General features: G+C 40.5%; 15 protein-coding genes. 2 read left to right on the plus strand and 13 right to left on the minus strand.

Annotation, left to right across the window (positions count from 1 at the left end; all coding sequences use genetic code 11):
- Positions 1-7: 7 nt before the first annotated feature.
- From N7974_RS04735 to N7974_RS04770, 8 genes are all read right to left on the minus strand, one after another.
- Positions 8-493: a low molecular weight protein-tyrosine-phosphatase gene (locus N7974_RS04735; protein ID WP_262964500.1), complete on the minus strand. Its 486-nt coding sequence runs from the start codon at positions 491-493 to the stop codon at positions 8-10.
- 447 nt (positions 494-940) lie between these two features.
- Positions 941-2,233 carry an adenylosuccinate synthase gene (locus N7974_RS04740; protein WP_394813047.1) on the minus strand — a complete coding sequence of 431 codons (1,293 nt, stop codon included), beginning with the start codon at positions 2,231-2,233 and terminating at the stop codon, positions 941-943.
- Positions 2,234-2,246: 13 nt separating this feature from the next.
- Positions 2,247-3,437 carry an ATP phosphoribosyltransferase regulatory subunit gene (locus tag N7974_RS04745; RefSeq protein WP_262964501.1) on the minus strand — a complete coding sequence of 397 codons (1,191 nt, stop codon included), beginning with the start codon at positions 3,435-3,437 and terminating at the stop codon, positions 2,247-2,249.
- Positions 3,438-3,535: 98 nt separating this feature from the next.
- Positions 3,536-4,390, minus strand: a complete 855-nt coding sequence (gene hflC / locus N7974_RS04750) for a protease modulator HflC (RefSeq protein ID WP_262964502.1) — start codon at positions 4,388-4,390, stop codon at positions 3,536-3,538.
- Positions 4,390-5,607 carry an FtsH protease activity modulator HflK gene (gene hflK / locus N7974_RS04755; RefSeq protein ID WP_262964503.1) on the minus strand — a complete coding sequence of 406 codons (1,218 nt, stop codon included), beginning with the start codon at positions 5,605-5,607 and terminating at the stop codon, positions 4,390-4,392. The genes hflC and hflK overlap by 1 nt, the downstream gene beginning before the upstream one ends.
- Positions 5,608-5,741: 134 nt before the next feature.
- A complete protein-coding gene (gene hflX, locus N7974_RS04760; RefSeq protein WP_262964504.1) occupies positions 5,742-7,013 on the minus strand; it encodes a ribosome rescue GTPase HflX in 1,272 nt (423 codons plus the stop codon).
- 191 nt (positions 7,014-7,204) lie between these two features.
- Entirely contained in the window at positions 7,205-7,447 is a 243-nt protein-coding gene (hfq, locus tag N7974_RS04765) for an RNA chaperone Hfq (RefSeq protein ID WP_262964505.1), read from the minus strand.
- Positions 7,448-7,585: 138 nt separating this feature from the next.
- A complete protein-coding gene (locus N7974_RS04770; RefSeq protein ID WP_262964506.1) occupies positions 7,586-8,029 on the minus strand; it encodes a protein YgfX in 444 nt (147 codons plus the stop codon).
- A 133-nt stretch (positions 8,030-8,162) separates the two neighbouring features.
- Between N7974_RS04770 and ygfZ the strand changes: the two genes are divergently transcribed.
- On the plus strand, positions 8,163-9,173 hold the full coding sequence (gene ygfZ, locus N7974_RS04775) for a CAF17-like 4Fe-4S cluster assembly/insertion protein YgfZ (RefSeq protein WP_262964507.1): 1,011 nt from the start codon (positions 8,163-8,165) through the stop codon (positions 9,171-9,173).
- On the plus strand, positions 9,170-10,156 hold the full coding sequence (locus N7974_RS04780; protein WP_262964508.1) for a COX15/CtaA family protein: 987 nt from the start codon (positions 9,170-9,172) through the stop codon (positions 10,154-10,156). Before ygfZ ends, N7974_RS04780 begins: the two co-directional genes overlap by 4 nt.
- A 16-nt stretch (positions 10,157-10,172) precedes the next feature.
- Here N7974_RS04780 and N7974_RS04785 read toward each other — a convergent pair whose 3' ends face one another.
- The 5 genes from N7974_RS04785 to N7974_RS04805 form a co-directional block, all read right to left on the minus strand.
- Positions 10,173-12,302, minus strand: coding sequence for a putative bifunctional diguanylate cyclase/phosphodiesterase (locus N7974_RS04785; RefSeq protein WP_394813053.1), 2,130 nt, complete (start codon positions 12,300-12,302; stop codon positions 10,173-10,175).
- A gap of 2,228 nt (positions 12,303-14,530) precedes the next feature.
- A complete protein-coding gene (locus N7974_RS04790) occupies positions 14,531-15,241 on the minus strand; it encodes a 2'-5' RNA ligase family protein (protein ID WP_262964509.1) in 711 nt (236 codons plus the stop codon).
- Between the two features lie 727 nt (positions 15,242-15,968).
- Positions 15,969-16,631, minus strand: coding sequence for a response regulator (locus N7974_RS04795; protein WP_243217066.1), 663 nt, complete (start codon positions 16,629-16,631; stop codon positions 15,969-15,971).
- Positions 16,628-17,974 carry a histidine kinase gene (locus N7974_RS04800; protein ID WP_262964510.1) on the minus strand — a complete coding sequence of 449 codons (1,347 nt, stop codon included), beginning with the start codon at positions 17,972-17,974 and terminating at the stop codon, positions 16,628-16,630. Before N7974_RS04800 ends, N7974_RS04795 begins: the two co-directional genes overlap by 4 nt.
- A 197-nt stretch (positions 17,975-18,171) precedes the next feature.
- On the minus strand, positions 18,172-18,693 hold the full coding sequence (locus N7974_RS04805) for a PepSY domain-containing protein (RefSeq protein WP_262964511.1): 522 nt from the start codon (positions 18,691-18,693) through the stop codon (positions 18,172-18,174).
- Between the last annotated feature and the right edge of the window lie 29 nt (positions 18,694-18,722).

Below are 18,722 nucleotides of genomic sequence, written 5' to 3' on the forward strand. Positions count from 1 at the left end.
AATTTTTTCAATTTAAGCGCCCGGCTTGCTGTAACTTCGTTAAAAACCCTGCAGAAGCAGCTTCTACCAAATCCAGCACATGCTCAAAACCGTATTTTCCGCCAAAGTAAGGATCAGGCACTTCCCTTGTTCCTAACTGCGGAGCGAAATCAAGAAAATAACTGATTTTTCCTTTATATTCATCAGGACAAGCATTTATCAGAGTGGCATAATTATCATCATCCATGGCCAACAAGAAATCAAAATCTTCAAAATCACCCATAATAACTTTTCTTGCACGTAAATGAGCAAGCTCAATACCCCGTCCCAAAGCTGCCTGTTGGGCACGAAAGTCAGGCGATTCGGCAATATGATGGGCATGAGTGCCCGCTGAATCGATAACAAAATAATCTTCTAAATTTTGTTCTTTAAGTTGCTTTGCAAAAACGCCTTCAGCAGTCGGTGATCGGCAAATATTGCCCATACAAACAAAGAGAACTTTTATTTTTTCCATGAATATACCTGCTTAAAAAATGACCGCACCAAAAGTTAATTTTGGCAATTGTAAGATTTGATTAGTAAAACCAATCAATTTTTATATGGAATTCTGAACTAATTCAGCACGCCGGGCCTTTGGTGAACACATTTACTTATTAAGCGTGCAAAGCATATTCCATATCACGTAATCTACGAAGATATGTATCAAGTTACCCTTCCTGCTTGATCATTATGGCCGGAATTATGAAGGACTATCCGGCGTTAAATGTCTGCGTGAAAATTCTTCTAACAGATAAACAAATCTGATTTTAGTGCTTGATTACTATTTTTCAGATGACTATTTTTGACTAAAAATAAAGTATTGCTGAATCAAGGATAGACGACATTTTGCCTGTCCTTGATAGCCCGGTTAGTAAATCGACGTCTTACTGACTTACCAACCAGCTCACTAAAACCCGTTCAATCAGGCAAATGGATGTTCCAGAATTATGGTTTCGTCTCTATCGGGTCCTGTTGAAATAATTGTCACCTTAACGCCAACCAACTCTTCCAGTCGTTTAATATAGGCTTTGGCATTAACCGGCAGCGCATTAAAATCCGTCACACCAAAAGTACTTTCGGTCCAACCCGGCATTTCTTCAATAATGGCATGGCATTGCTCATATTGATCCGCACCTAAAGGCGCCACTTCAGTAATTTCTCCATTTAACCGATAAGCCGTACAAATACCAATACTTTTTAGTCCATCCAAAACATCAAGTTTGGTTAAACAAATACCACTCAAACTGTTTAGTTTTGCTGATTTGCGCATGGCAACGGCATCAAACCAACCAGTACGGCGTTTACGTCCGGTTGTCGCACCAAACTCATTCCCTTTTGTACCCAAATGCTCGCCATTTTCATCATGTAATTCAGAGGGAAACGGGCCATTGCCAACACGCGTTGAGTAAGCCTTGGTAATTCCCAAGACATAATCAAGATCAAGTGGTCCTAAACCGCTACCTGTCGCAGCACCACCTGCGGTTGTACTGGATGAGGTAACATAAGGAAAGGTACCATGATCGATATCCAGTAAAGCACCTTGAGCACCTTCAAATAAGAGGTTTTTTCCTTGGCCCTGAAAGCTGTAAAGCGCTTCACTGACATCCGTTAACATAGGCTTGATTTGCTCACCCAAGGCAAGTGCTTCATCCAATGTCTGCTGATAGTCCACTGCATCAGTATGATAATAGTGAGTCAACATAAAATTATGATACTCAACCAACTCTTTGAGTTTTTCGGCAAAGCTTTCGGCATTAAGTAAATCACCTGCACGCAAGCCCCTACGCCCGGCCTTATCTTCATAAGCAGGTCCAATTCCGCGTCCGGTTGTACCAATGGCTTTACCACCACGCGCTCTTTCCCGCGCCTGATCGATGGCCACATGCACAGGCAGGATAAGGGTACAGGCTTCACTGATAAGCAAACGATTTCTAACCTGAATGCCGGCTTTTTCCAAAAATTCAATTTCTTCCATTAAGGCATTCGGTGATAAAACGACACCATTACCAATCATGCACAGCACATTGTCTCTAAGTATGCCGGAAGGAATAAGATGCAATACCGTTTTCTCACCACGTATTACCAGCGTATGCCCGGCATTATGGCCGCCTTGAAAACGCACAACTGCTGATACTTGCTCGGTTAATAAATCAACCAGCTTACCTTTTCCTTCGTCACCCCATTGAGTGCCGATGATAACGACATTTTTTCCCATAATTATTCCAGGCTTAAACTAAAGGTCTGACGACCCAGTTTTTATTATCTTGTTCTAAAATAGAAGTGCATCCTAATTCTTTTGCACTTCCGGTTTGTCCTGGCAATTGCTGAACAACAGCTCGTTGCCGGGCACGTAAATCCCTGATTATTTCACTTAACGCGAAATCATCTGAATATGGCGCAAAAATAAGCTCTCTTTGTCCTACCGGGCAGGATTGCTTACTAAGTGATGACAGTAATTTTAAGTCGGCACTAAAACCAGTCGCAGGACGTGCACGCCCAAATACGGCACCAATATTATCATAACGACCACCTCGGGCAATTTCTCTTCCGACTGAAGGTATAAAAGCCGCAAAAACCATACCCGTATGATAATGATAGCCACGTAACTCAGCCAAATCGAAACTGACCGGTAAAAAAGGGAAATGCGTTGCCAGCTTTTGTGCAATCGCTTCCAAATCTGCCAACGCATTTTTAACCGCATCATTGGCTTTTAACAATACGATTCGCGCTTTATCAAGAATATCTTTACCACCATTCAACTCGGGTAACTTCAATAGCATGACCTTAAGATCGTTATCAATAGAATAACTGTCCATCAACTCCTGAAGCTCAGGCCTAGCTTTACGCTGCAAGACATCAAATAATTCACTTTCCTGTAAATCAGTTAATCCCGCCTGCCTGGCTAAAGCGCGATAAATGCCAACATGTCCTAAATCAAGATGGATATTTTGCAATCCGGTCCTGGCCAGCATTTCAAGCATCAGTCGAATAACTTCAACATCACTTTCCTTCCCTGCATGTCCATAAAGTTCGGCACCTATTTGCATCGGGCTACGCGTTTTTTCCAGTGGATCGCCGCGAGTATGCAATATGGTACCGACATAACACAACCGTGTTGGCCATTCGTATTTAAGGTTATGCGCGTCTATTCTGGCAACTTGAGGCGTCATGTCAGCTCTTACGCCCAGCATTTCACCACTAATTTGATCAGTGAGTTTAAAGGTTTGTAAATCCAGATCATGCCCTGAACCAGTCAGTAACGAATCCAGAAAATCAATAAAGGGAGGAATAACCAGGCCATAGCCCCAGCAAGCGAACAATTCCAGTAACTCACGACGTAAGTTTTCCAGATGTTTGGCTTCTTCCGGCAAAATTTCTTCTATGCCATCAGGCAAAAGCCAGGAATCTTTTTGTTGCATGTTTTGTATGTCCACTCAAACAAAACGCCCCGCAAGCGGAGCGTTTTTATATTTCAAAATACAGATTGGGTTACTTTAAGTAACCCAATATTTTATAGCTACTTTTGTTTCTTAAAATACTGAAAGAAATCAGAATCAGGATCAAGCACCATCATACTTGAACTGGAGAAAGTTTTCTTGTAAGCATTTAAACTTCGATAAAAAGTAAAAAATTCAGTATCGGCGCCATAAGCCTTAGCGTAAATATCCGCAGATATTGCGTCACCCTCACCACGTAGTATTTCTGAATCCCGAAAGGCATTAGCCAGCGTAACAACACGTTGTCTGTCGGCATCAGCGCGAATTCTTTCGGCAGCTTCTGAGCCTTGTGAACGGAACTCACGAGCCACACGCTCACGCTCGGCTTCCATTCTTCGGAATACCGAACTACTGACATCAGGTGGCAAATCAATACGCATTACCTGAACATCAACAATCTCCATACCTAAAGCCGCAGCAACAGCCTTGGAGTTATTCGTTAATATATCGCGGATGGCACTACGATCAGTTGACAGTAGTTGCTTGATATTACGTTTACTAAATTCACTCCGAAAAGCATCTTTAATAATTTGATCCAAACGTAAGTTGGCCTGATCTATATCACCGGCAACGGTGGTATAAAAAGTGGTTACATTACCAATACGCCACTTGACAAAAGAATCAACAATAACATTCTTTTTTTCAGCCGTTAAAAACCGCTCAGGCTTGGCATCCATCGTTTGAATGCGGGCATCAAATTTCTTGACGTTATTGATAAAAGGTAACTTAAAATGTAATCCAGGTTCGTAATCGTTTTTTACGATCTCGCCTAAACGAAATTTAATTGCTTTTTCAGTTTGATTAACAGAAAACACACACATCATGCCAACCAGCACCAATGCAGCCAAGCCTATCAAAAGTTTATTCTGTATCATTAGCGTCCCCTTGCATCACGGCTACGAGTTGAAGCGCGCTCAACGGCTTGCTCTTGTACCACAGTCGGTTGGGACTGAGGTTGATCGACACTCCCTGACTGTGAATTCGTGGTTGATAATTGCGATAAAGATTGATTTTGCACCATTTTATCCAGCGGTAAATAAAGTAAATTATTGCCACCTTTAACATCAACCAAAACCTTGCTTGTTTGAGCCAATACGCTTTCCATTGATTCTATATAAAGACGTTTACGTGTCACATCGGGCGCTTTAACATACTCGGCAAGTAATTTGGTAAACCGACTGGTTTCACCTTCAGCCTGAGCAATGACTTGTTCTTTATAACCTTCAGCTTCCTGCAACTTTCTGGCAGCAGCACCACGCGCCTTAGGAACAACGTCGTTAGAATAAGCTTCTGCTTCGTTAATCAAACGTTGCTGATCTTCACGTGCTTTGATGGCATCTTCAAAGGCGTTTTGGACCTGCTCTGGGGGTTGAGCATCCTGTAAGTTGACACTGGTAACCTGAACGCCTGATTGATAGCTATCCATGACCAACTGAATTTCTTTTCTAATTAGCGTCACAACTTCACTACGACCTTGGGTTAAGACAAAGTCCATCGTACTACTGCCAACGACACCACGCAGTGCACTTTCAGTGACCTGCTTTAACGTACTCGCAGGATTGACCACATTAAAGATAAATTCTTTGGCGTCTTTAACCTGGTATTGAACAGCCAGACGAACATCGACATAGTTTTCGTCTTTGGTTAACATCAAGGCTTCTTTGGACACTGCAGTCACTTGATCGCCGCCGCTACTGCGATAGCCTACTTCGATAAAGCGTTGTTGCTTTACATTGACAATATCAACCCGTTCAATAGGTGCAGGTAAGTGCCAATTTAAACCAGACTGTGTGGTAGCAATATATTTACCAAATCGTGTTTCAACGCCATGATTACCTTCATCAACGATATAAAATCCGCTTAAGCCCCATAAAATAACTGCGCCACCCGCAAGAAATCCCAGGCTTTTCATGGATGCACCTGAAGAGAAATTTCTGGGGGAGCCTTCATTGTCGCCGTTGCCACCACCAAAAAACTTACCTAATTTCTCTTGCAATGAGCGTATCGCTTCATCCAAATCAGGCGGTCCTTTCTGGTCACCTCGTCCACTCCAAGGGTCTTTCTTATCGTTGCCAGGCTCATTCCACGACATATTTACACTCCATATTGGATAACTTGATTAATTCATCCCGCAGGATGTTTATTGATATTCTATCGTAAATTTCTTAAAAAATGAAAAAAGTACATCCTTCAATACTAAAAACTGACGAATTTAGCTTGACGGGTTTACTCATTCGTTTCTTCAGTTTTCACTTCTTTTAACAACCCTAGATACCTTACATCAATTTCAACAACTAATTCATTGGCACCGAACTCATCAATATGCTCGTCAATTATTTTTGCGCAAGTAAATAATTTTGCCCTGATATTACCTTGGTCGGGTCGTAAAAAGCAGCGGCGCTTAACTTTAGTAATCGAAAATAATTCCGCCAGGACTTGATAAAGCAGCTCAATACCTGCTCCAGTTTCGGCAGATAGCCAGACTCGAACCGGATTACCGGCATCATCCCTGTCAATGTGTGGGAGAATATTATCCAGTAAATCAATTTTATTAAAGATTTCAATTTGCCTGACTTTATCAGCACCTATATCTTCCAGAACCTGATGAACTTGATGAATAATCTCATCCCTGTCATCGCTATTAGCATCAATAACGTGCAGTAATAAATCCGCCTCACTGGCTTCCTGTAACGTCGATTTAAATGCTGCTACCAATTCATGCGGTAAATGGCGAATAAAACCTACCGTATCAGCAAGCACAATCTCGCTGCTATTAGGCAGTTGACAGCTACGTAAAGTAGGATCCAAGGTAGCAAACAGCTTGTCTGCGGTATAGATATCTGCACCGGTAAGCGTGTTAAACAAAGTGGATTTACCTGCATTGGTGTAGCCAACCAATGAAACAGAAGGCACTTCGGCTTTTTTTCTTTTGCTACGGCCTTGATGCCGCTGCTTGTCAACTTTATCCAAACGCTGCTGAATTTGCTTAATACGCAAACCTAATAACCGTCTATCGGTTTCTAACTGGGTTTCACCAGGACCACGCAAACCAATACCGCCTTTTTGGCGTTCCAAATGCGTCCAACCTCTGACGAGGCGTGTTGACAAATGTTTTAGCTGCGCCAATTCAACCTGAAGTTTTCCTTCAAAGGATTGCGCACGCTGAGCAAATATATCAAGAATAAGTCCGTTTCTGTCAACGACCCTAACACCTAAAGCGCCTTCGAGATTTCTTTCCTGGCTGGGGGCAAGCGGGTGATTGAATAAAACAACGTCTGCGGAATGCTCTTCTACCGCCGCCTTAAGCTCTTCAAGCTTGCCTTTACCGACAAAGTATTTTGAATCAGGACGCTTTCGACTACCGGTGATAACAAAAACAGGATCAGTCCCGGCTGATTTGGCTAATTCTTTTAGTTCTAAAAGATCTTCCTGGCCGGAACGAAAAGTTAGATGAACAAGTACAGCCCGCTCACCTGCAGAATCTGGACGATCAAACAATAAAATACTCCATAATGGGGTCTATAAAAAAGCTATTTAGGGATGGGATAAAGTAACTTGGACATTTTTATCTCAGATTTTTATATCTATTCAACGACTGCAAAAATGCAGAAGCAACAAAGAAAACGGATAAAAAAACCAGGCAAGGTGTACCAGTTATAAAATTATCATTCCTTGACAACCAGGCATTTTCACTCGTCGCTGGTAACGTCGTCATCACGCATAATTTTTACGGATTTACTGGGTACGATAGTTGAAATTGCGTGTTTGTAAACCATCTGACTAATGGTATTTTTCAACATAATGACATATTGATCAAATGAATCGACTTTTCCTTGTAACTTTATACCGTTAACAAGAAAAATTGATACAGGCGTATGTTCTTTTCTCAGTGTATTTAAAAAACTATCCTGCAAATTTTGACTTTTTGACATCCGATTTCTCCTTATTATTCTATATATATTACGTTAAAGATAACTGCAATTACAAAGCAATACAAATCAAACTATTTCATTTTGAAACGTGCCGACTTTTATGGTGACATATTTTATCAGAGACACCTTGATTACAGTCTATTTTATTGCTGTCGTTTTTAATTTAACGATCAGGTATCGATAATCTTCTTCAGCCAGCGCATCACTTAAAATAAGCAACGTTTTTTTATTGGCAATCTTTATAGATGGGGGCTGAGATCGATATTTAAAGTGCAAAAATAATGTTTGTGTTGTAATAACCGTTGATTTCAAAATTTCAATCGCAGCAAAACCCTCCCCTTTTGATAGCTCCCAAGCCAACGCTTCAGTGTACTTAATGGTGTAATTTTCAGTACCCAAGCGCCAGACAGTTAACCAATAATGCAAACCAATCAATACACACAGGTTGATTTTGATAGCAAAATCTAACGCATTAGCGATACCGGACACCAAGGCCAGCACGTAAATAAAAACCAGTATTTTTTTAAATCGTCTGGAAGGCTTAAGCGCCAACAATAACGTTGTATTATATTCTTTGTGCATATTTAAAAAATTAAGGCTTATGTATCAGTAAAAGATACCAGTAATCTATTTTTTCCCCTTACACCTTTTCACGACTCAAGGCGACTTACTATATAATCAATAGTAATCTTACCGTTTACTATATTTACCCCCTATGAATCAGAACTGGAAAAATTTTCTACTAAATAACCAAGCAACGTTTAAAAGTGACACCCAAATTACCTTTCCAGCCGCTGCAAATGATAACGACAAAACCATTTATCCAATTGCCCATTTGGCAATTTTGACCGTTAGCGGCAAAGATGCAGCCAAACTATTACAGGGGCAGATAACCTGCGATATTAACGACATTACCGAGACAAAAAGCAGTTTTTGCGCTTTATGTAATCCCAAAGGTCGAGCCATTACCACTTTTTTACTGGTTAAAAACGGTACTGCTTTTTTGATAATTTTACCTGAAGCGCTATTGGAGTCCGTCAAAAAAAGATTGCAAATGTATATTTTACGATCCGATGTCACCTTGACAAACAGTTCCGACCAGTTATGTTTAATAGGGTTCTCAGAGCCTGAACTACAAACCGAATCTTTATTTGGCACAACACAACAAGAAGTCATTAGCGTTAATTTTTCTAGCACGCACAACCGACGACTGATTATTGCCGAAGTCGATAAAGCTATTGCCCTGTGGTCAGAACAGGTTGACCATCAAAACTTTGAGCCAAAAAATTCAGATCAGTGGCGTTATCTGGATATACTTTCCGGCATACCCTGGCTTACCACTGAAACTTCTGAGGAATTCATTCCACAAATGCTTAATCTGGATCTATTGGGTGGCATCAGCTTTACCAAAGGCTGTTATACCGGACAGGAAATTGTCGCGCGCACCCATTATCTGGGCAAAGCCAAAAGAGCGCTATTTTTGGCAGAATCCGATGCGCCATTGATGCCAATACCTAACTCAACCATTATTGATGACAGCTCAGGCACCGAACAAAATATCGGTAAGATATTGCTCGCACAACACAGCCAATTAGACCCAAAAAATGAATCATCGCCAGGTAAAATGCTGATCGTTTTACAGGTTTCTGATAGCGATACCCGGTACTTGACATTAAAAGACCAGAATCACCATAAAATCACTTTATTACCATGGCCACACTCATGAATTATCAAGCAGCCTTACGTTTTCGTCGCATCGGTATTCTAACTATTTTTGCGGTTTATATCGTTATTCTTATGGGCGGCGTGGTCAGGGCTTCAGGTGCAGGAATGGGCTGCCCTGACTGGCCAACCTGCTTTGGATCATGGATACCGCCCACTGAAGAATCACAGTTACCCGCTAATTATCATGAAATATATGCTGAGCGCGGCTATCAAAACACCCAGTTTAATCCTGTAAAAACCTGGACTGAATATGTCAATCGATTAGTCGGTGTAACTATTGGTTTTTTAATATTGTTAACTGCCTGGTCATCACGCGTTTATCTTAAAACCGACAAAAATGTTTTCTATTTGTCCCTGGGTAACTTTTTTCTGGTGGGTTTTCAAGGCTGGTTGGGATCAACTGTTGTCGCAAGTAACCTGAAGCCGGTCATGATCACATTGCACATGCTCTTGGCTTTAGTCTTGGTCGCCTTATTGATCTATACCATTGCCCGATCGCAACGAGACTTTCTCGGTCAGCTTGATACGCAAGCATTACCTGCCAGATTTAAAAGCGTTTTAATCGCGGCAATGATAATGACCTTATTGCAGGTAGCAATGGGTACTCAAGTAAGAGAAGCCGTTGATTTTATTGCTCGCGAACATATTGAGCGTCAATACTGGCGTGATGATTTCCCCGTTATTTTTTACATACACCGGTCTTTTTCTTCGCTTATTCTGTTTACCAACTTATGGCTAATGTGGAAAATCTACCACACTTTTAATAAACATCAACTACTGTTTCGTACCGGCGTAGCGCTTACCACATTAGTCATTACCGCTATTTTAGCGGGTGTCAGTCTGGACAGACTGGGTGTGCCGGCAATTGTTCAACCCATCCATTTAGTCGTGGCCAGCCTGATTTTTGGGGTACAGTTTTTTCTTTATAGTTGCCTAAATTACTCGGAAAAAAACCGAATCTCAAAGCAAACAGCCTCGGTATAAAAAAGTGATATTGATACTACTTGCTATTAGTTAGAAATATCCTTAACGCTTCAGCCGATAAAGGTCTGCTGAAGTAATAACCCTGCAATTCATCACAGCCTATAGCATGTAGAAATGCATGTTGATGGGCTGTTTCTACCCCTTCTGCCACTACTTTTAGACCCAAGCCATGTCCAAGTGCGACAATGGCATTGAGAATACCGATGTTGGTTGATTCAGTTTCCAGGTTACCGACAAAAATCTTGTCAATCTTAAGCCGATCTACCGGAAAATCTTTGAGATAAGCCATGCTGGAATAGCCGGTACCGAAATCATCAATGGACAGCGTGATGCCAAGAGCTTTGAGATCATGCAGGGTCTTAATGAAATTTTTGGTGTCGTGAATCAGGTAACTTTCAGTAATCTCCAGCTCCAGAAATTGCGGATCAAGTTCTGTACTTTTGAGCACTGACTCCACTATCTCGACCAGATTAAATTGACGAAACTGCCTCGGTGACACATTGATGGCGACAGGAATGGGGTACCCCAAAAGCTGATGCAACTCTCTGCCTTTGCGACAGGCATTTATTAATACCCAATGGCCGATTTCTTCTATCTGACCGGTTTCCTCGGCCACTGGTATAAAGCTCATCGGCGGGATTATTGCCTCACCCGGTGGTTGCCAACGGATCAGTGCCTCAATACCGCAGACTTTGCCGGTTGCAAAATCCATTTTGGGTTGGTAATGCAACAGAAACTCTTCATTTTCTATCGCACTACGCAGGCGATATTCAATTTCAACCCTCTCGGTCAAAACCTCGTTGAGTTCACTGCTATAAAACTGGAAATTATTACGACCTAATTCCTTTGCTTTGTACATTGCCAAATCGGCATTTTTAAACAACGTACCGGGGGTAGACCCGTCATGAGGATATATGCCGACACCAATACTACAGGAAATAACAAAATCGTAACCCTCAATCACACAAGGATCCATAACTGCCGCAAGAATACGCTGCATACTCTCCGTAATATCATCAACACTCTGCATGCTGGTCAACAAGAGTACGAACTCATCCCCACCTAATCGCACCACCGTATCCGATTTGCGCACATTGTCCAATAATCGTCCTGCCATCGACACCAACAACTCATCGCCAACATGATGCCCCATGCTATCGTTGATGATCTTGAATTGATCAAGATCAATGAAGGCCACCGCCACTATTTTGCCGTAGCGGTCGGCAAAGCTCATACATTGTTCCAATCGGTCGGTCAGTAAAGTACGATTCGGCAATCCGGTTAATATATCGTGCGTTGCCTGATATTGAAGCTGGTACTCGTAGTTCTTACGCTCGGAAATATCTTCGACAGTACCTTCATAGAATAATAATTTACCTTCATTATCAAGGACTCCATGTGAGTTTTCGGTAATCCATATAACTTCACCATTTTTGCGGTAAACCTGCGCTTCGAAATTAAGTACTTGTCCATGTACTTTCATCAATTCGGTAAACTCGGCACGTTTATTGGGATCGACATAAAGCTGCTTCTGGATATCGGAAATACCAAGTACCAAGTCCTGTGTCGAATCGTAACCATAGATTTTGGCCAATGCAGGATTAAAATCAAGGTACTGCCCGGAAGGTGTGGTCTGATAGATTCCTTCTATGGCATTTTCAAAAATAGAACGGTAACGCTGCTCTGCTTCTTGTGCCTGCTGTTCACTTTGCTTGCGGCAAGTAATGTCTTGAATAAACCCTTCCAGGGCCTCTAGCTCACCATTTTCATTAAAAAGTGGTGATCCGCTCTCCTGTACCCAACGAATATTGCCATCAGCATGCCGGATGCGGTATTCCAAATCAAATTTTTCATTGTTACCCAGAGCATCATTAATACTATCACGCACCCAAGCACGATCATCCTCCAGCGTCAGCGCCTCATAACTAATTCGATGATTAAAAAGCAGATCCTCGGCATCATAACCGGTAAGACCAACACAACCCTCACTGACAAAAACCATCGTCCAATTCTCATCCAGCAAACAGCAATACATCATGCCTTTAAGATTGCTTATGAGCATACCCAGCATGCGCTCCCTATCTTGCAATAATTTGCTTAGGCCAGGGCTGAAGCTTTTTGTGATCAAGGATGAATGCATCTTCATTGCGGAGTCAGAAAATAAAAAATTATCGAGTAATAGCTTCATATACTTTTAATCAAGCAATTTTCAAGCCATATTACCTGCTCCTATGTACGGATAAGGATTGAATTAATATCATTAAAGCTAATGCCGAGGGCATTGCGCAAAGATAGTGCATAAAATGAGTATGAATGACTAAAATGGTGCAGATATGTGACAGGAACAAGCTAGTTTGACGATAGCTAAAGCAAATATTTCCGACTTATTTATTATAGCGGACACTTTTAGAATAATGACTTACGAAGTGTACTTCGAAATATTCCGATCAGCCAAAGATTTGTATTTCAACTTCGATAAGTTTTAGAGGAAAATGTACCACTTAATAAGTAGCCTATGGGACTTTAACAATTTTGAAATGAATTCGAAAAATCAGCAGGATTGCTTTTCAAGTGACTTAGCTGATTTATTGCTAATAATATACCCGACTTGCTGGTCTTTATTATATATTTACCACGCTGTCAAAATAGTTATGGGCCAGCTACGTGCCTATTTCTCGGCCTCGGTTACTGCTCCTGCGTCTCTTAAGAGACACCTATTGTTAATGCCCTCGCGCAGTTCAAAATTCGATTTCACCTTTCACGAGTCATCGCTACGCACCGCCTCCATAATCCACTGGGATGTTGTGAATACAGGTATTGTAGGAGTAAATATCTGCCCTTACAGTCGCTATCAATAAATAAAAATCCTGCACCACTTGGTAATGTTGAATCCTGGATATCATCCAAGATTCAACAAAAAAGCTGCAGATTTTTATTTATCATACTTTTGTTTAATCCCGGAACCGCTTGCAGCGAAACAAAGTAATGCTCCTGCTACTCCTAATGATAATAAAATTATTACGCCCATGAAAATCACCACTTTTTAAAAAAATTCAAATTTATCAAAAAATTATTTCTTACAATTTTTTCCTGTTTCTGTGTTTCTACATTCCAGATCAACATTAAATACTTATACTCGATACTCAAATTTTTAATTCTTGATTTTAAATCATGCCTTATAATCACAATCTCTATCGTGTAGCACACAGATATAATAACCAGAACACTTTCATTTATATGAAATCGTCTCAATCAAACTAAAAAAACTTGAACATCAAGTGTTATGTATTCAAGACGATAAGCGAGTTCTGCTTGTGGGTACACCACACTGTTAAAGGTAAGTAAAATTTAGCCGGGATGCCTCACGATATTGCTAAAAATAGCAACCCCTGCGAACAAAACGGTTGAAACTATAAATTCGCCAGATATAAAGCCCAATATGCCAGTGATAAACAATAGTCCAATCAAGATATATTTATTTAAACTCATCATTTCACCCCAATAATGGCCGTAAACAAATCAATTAACACCCAACTTGTAGGTGCATAATTTATAATCAAGCACAAGTTGAGCCAATACTTTACTTTTAAAAAAATATTTTTTATTTATTCACTATAACAATAAGTTATAAATATTTCGTATCATAATTGATATTGAATCAAGCAATCTATCGTTATAAAGCTATCATTATTACGCTTTATAAATGTGCAATTACATTCATTTATTGCACCAATAACGTACGTTTATCTTTAGCGATAGTTAAGATATTTCTAAATTATTGCAATAATATGTTATTTGATATGTCATTTCAAAAATATGATAATTATTGCTGATAAATAACTCGCTAATTTTCAACTATTTAATACAACTCTATATTTTGTATAAGTCTGATTTGATTTCCCAAAAGCCCTGTTATTCGTAAGGTACCAATTATCAAAACTGTCCGAAGTAATTTTCAAGAGAATCTCTTGGTAAATTAGTCATGAATGGGGTTAAAAATACTATTTTCGATCACTGGATGTAGATTCTACACACAAGACTGAACTTGGTCTGTACGGTAACGAACTGATTGAAAATAAGTTCAAGATACACGTTATGATAGTTGATATGACTACACCAAACCGGACACACAGATTAACAATAATACTTCGTGGAAGCTTTTGGTGTATTGAACTGTTATCGTCGATGACTACATGTTCATATCCTGGAAGCTTCCAGACTATTTTTTCAATCAAAGCAATACTGTCCGAAGTATTATTTGGTAATGCTGGATAAAAGCTAGTGTAAATAATCCTGCGAGGATTTAGATGTTAAATCATTCTGAGCCTGAAGTATCAACACAATTTCTGACGGGCTTGCTATTTTTCGTGGAGATTAACTTTTGGTTTTTAGTGGGTCAAAGAGCGGTGTTTCATGCCAGTGAATTCTGGCCCCATCAAAATGGTAATCTGCAATGATTGTCAGTGGCCCGCCAATATCAAAAGCACTGTAACTCATTAAGCTAATATGCTTTATCAAACAGCGCGATACCTCAGCTTGTGGAAATTTATCCAGTCGATCGTTGACTACTTTTGTTGGCCATGATGCACCATAAAGACCAACCGTTACGTGAGGAATGTAATTATTAGCACCCTGATGGTTCTGTTGTCCGGTTGAGGTGAGGCAATTACGTAGCGTATAGAGACTGTTCGATGGATCGTTAACATGAAAAAAAGGCGCCGAGGAAAAACTGGCTAGTGAACCGATTTCGATTTGAAAGGGTTGCAGCTGAACCTTATGTAAAGCCGATAAATGAGCTGCAAAGTGGCTAGTGCCAAAATCGTCTGTGTATTTTGGTTGGTCGATTAAGAAACCACAGATACTTAAGGTGATATGTGGCTTTCTGTCATAGCCGTCAAGCAGAAAATCAGCGAGATGTTGTTCAGCGGCAGTTACTTGCCGGCAGACAATCGAGCAGTCCAGATCGATTGCCCAAAATGCATAGCGAGATCGCCCCAAATGCCATTCACGAAAGTCCCGACGTATATTTGGTATGGTGTGGCCGCTCTCAAGAAAACTGATACGCGTATCAGTATGGTCATTCATGTCAACTTGACCCCGATAAGGAAATATCTATATTCATAAAAAAAACAGGCTATCACCTTATTTATAAGAAGCATGCGTCTTTCAGAGCATTGTGTTGAGCTTAATACGTCACCGTAGTCCCAAAACAAACCTGCCCCCACAATAACGTGAACAGGCTTATTTCGGCAATCATCACTTAACACCCGCGCAGTAGACCTACCGATGGTTTTGTTTAAAAGACATTGTTAATTTTTTATCTATAAAAGTTTCGCAGGATTTTATTTTCAATACATTTTTTGGTTTCAGAACCGCTTGCAGCGAAACAGAGCAATGATCCTGCTATTACTATTGATAATAATATTATTATGGCCATCAAAATCACCTTTATCAAACACTCTAATCTGCCAATAAAAGATACCTTTAATCAAACAACAAAAACTTTCATAAAATTTTTCAAAAACCACTGTCGGCGTAGTTTTTAATGACTCTTTGGTCGACTCATTATTTGGATCTACAAATCCCGCCAAGGATTTTTAATTACATAATATGAAATAATTGCTTAATGTGTATCATTTGTAATATGTGGTAACAAGCTAACAAAATTAACGGAAATAGACAAAAATCCGCTGACTTAAACCACTATTGAAAAGAGTAACATCTCACTTTATATAAACAATGCGTATAAATACTTATATGCATAAAAAACAAGTTGTTTTACTATTAAAAAACCTTGTTACGTCCAAACAGCCTAATTTTTCATAACCCCGGATCCAATCGCAATATGCGCTAATTCAGCAACAGAGGACACATTGAGCTTGCTTCTGATTTGCGTGCCGTAATTGGCAACCGTTTTATAGCCCAAACACAATTCATCTGCGATTTTATGTGCCGTTAAACCTTTTGCCAGCAGCAGGAATATATCAAATTCTCTCGCCGACAGTAAACCAATAATGGATTTATAATCGGTTTCGTTGGCTTCCAAATTCTCACTTAAAACGACATCATCCGGCTTGATTAAGCGCTGTTCAATATATGTCTCACCGTCTGCGATCTTCTTGATCGCGGCAATCAAAATTTCTGGATGCGCCTGTTTGGTGATATAACCTTTTGCCCCGGCATTCATGGCCCGATCCACATAAACCCTTTCATCATGAACACTAAAAACCAATACTTTGGCATCATTGTTACGATTGCAAATACGCCTTAATGTTTCCAGGCCACCTATACCCGGCATGGATAAATCCAGCACCATGACATCGGGTTGCTCTTCCAGGTACAACTGGCAGGCAGCCTCGCCACGATCGGCTTCAGCGATCACTTTAATAGAGTCATCGGTAGACAATAACATCCGAAAACCGGCCCGCACCACCGCATGATCATCGACCAATATAACTTTTATTTTATTGCTCATTTTAACGGAATACTGGCAATAATATTCATGCCTTGTTGTGGTTGGCTTTGAATAGTCAATTCGCCCCCCAGACTGTTAATTCTTTCTCTCATACCTAATAAACCAAAGCCTGTTTTAATCCGGTCAGCAGCACAACCTTGACCATCATCCATCACGCGTAAACGTAGCGCTTTTGCTGCTATTGATGGTGTCACAATTTCCAGGATAATGGTCGCTTGCCGGGCCTGTGCATGCCGAACAATATTGGTCAAGCATTCTTGAACTACTCTAAATACCTGAATGCTGATTTTCTTTTCCAGATGATCTACTTCATCCGGGCAGTCCAGCAGTAGTTTTAACTCGGGGTTTCTAACTGACCAGTGATGTAACAGGTCTTCCATCGTTGCTTTTAGTCCCAACTCGGTTAGTACCAAAGGATGCAATTGATGCATCATGGAGCGTACCACCGTCATTAAATGATCACAAATACTGATAATGGAGTCCGTCGCGTGCTTTATTTCATCCCTCCCTCCCCCAACTCCAGTTTGGGAGCGGCCGGCCGTCACTGCCATCACCTTAATGGCAGTCAACGACTGCCCCAACTCGTCATGCAATTCCTGCGAGAGCCGTTGCCGTTCGTCTTCCTGTATTTCCAATGTATGCTGGGTTAATGACCGGTTTTCCTGCTGACTGGCATTTAGCTCATGAGTCATGTGGTTGATGGCTTTAGCGATGTTGTCATATTCCTGAATACTAAAATCAGGTAATTTTTGACTGTACTCTCCGGTTTCAATGACTTTTAATGCGTTAACAATCACCGCGATAGATTTAAGAGCTTTGTTAAAAGCCACATTGACAGCCAAAAAGGTAAACAGTATCAACAATAAAAGTGAGCCAAAAAAACCGATACTTTCTTCCCATACTTCGGTTATTTCATCCAACGGATTAGACTGAATAATCAGTGTTAACTGTTTACCGCCAAAGGTAGTGACAGGATGTTCGGCTTGAAGATGCTGACCTTCCACCAGGCCGACAAACCATTGTGGCGGCTTTTCGTCATTATTGGTTTGCTGGTTTTTATGGGCAATACTGATTATTTCGCCTGACGGTGTTTTTAGTTGAATGCGTAAATGCCGGGTTTGATTTAAGGTATTAAACTGCGGCAACCAGTCGGCTTCATTAAACGCCGTTTGTGAGGTTTGTGAAAAACCAAACCTTATTAACTGCACAGCCAGATTAATAGATGAATCAACTTCCTTATCTATGGCATTACGTGCCTGCCAAATGGTTATTGATCCACCAAGCAGCAGAATAAACAAGGATGAGATTAAAATTCGTAGATTGATTTGATAACGCAGACTCATGGATATTTAAAATAGCTGGTTGATGGCTTGCAATAACCTTCTATTATTGATTCGCTGACGATTATTCGCCATAGGAAAAATTCTTTTTTTTCGACAAGGCCGATTTTTTTAAAAAACCCGGCCTTTATTGTTGAGAATTAGTCATTTATAAAGAAAATTCCCGTTCCAGAGATTACCTGGAACGGGACGTTTATCTATTACTTTTTTGCACTGGCTTCTTCGCCAATTTCCCACTCTTCTTTTGAAGCTTCAATAATTTTACCCTTAGCGGCATTCACTTCAACTTTGGTTTCATGGCCTTTGTCATTGACTATATCCAATTCATAACTGGCATCACCATTGTCTTCTATTTCGTATTCTACTTCCTGGACATTACCGGGATACACTTTTAACGCGATAGCTATGGCTTCTTGTTCAGTTACTTTTGCATTTTTCTTAAAGGCTTCGTCATCAGCACTACTGACTTCACTTTCCGTTTCAGTGATTTTTCCGGTTTTGGCATCGCACATAAATTCCCACTCGGCACCTTTGGAATCCTTGATTTCAAGCTCGTAAAAAGGCTTGCCAGCTACATTCAGCTTTTCCAGTTTAATCAGTTCGCCTGCCTTTTGTTTTTGTACCGCAGCAACACAACTGTCAATAGATTGGCCTGCAGCATAACTGGAAGCAGATGTGGCAAGACCCAAAGCTAATACGCAGGTTAAGGTAGTTTTTTTCATGGTTTTCTCCTAATATAAATAGTGACAAT

Origin of the sequence: Methylobacter psychrophilus (assembly GCF_025583945.1) — a bacterium.
In the GTDB taxonomy this organism is placed as follows: domain Bacteria; phylum Pseudomonadota; class Gammaproteobacteria; order Methylococcales; family Methylomonadaceae; genus Methylobacter_C; species Methylobacter_C psychrophilus.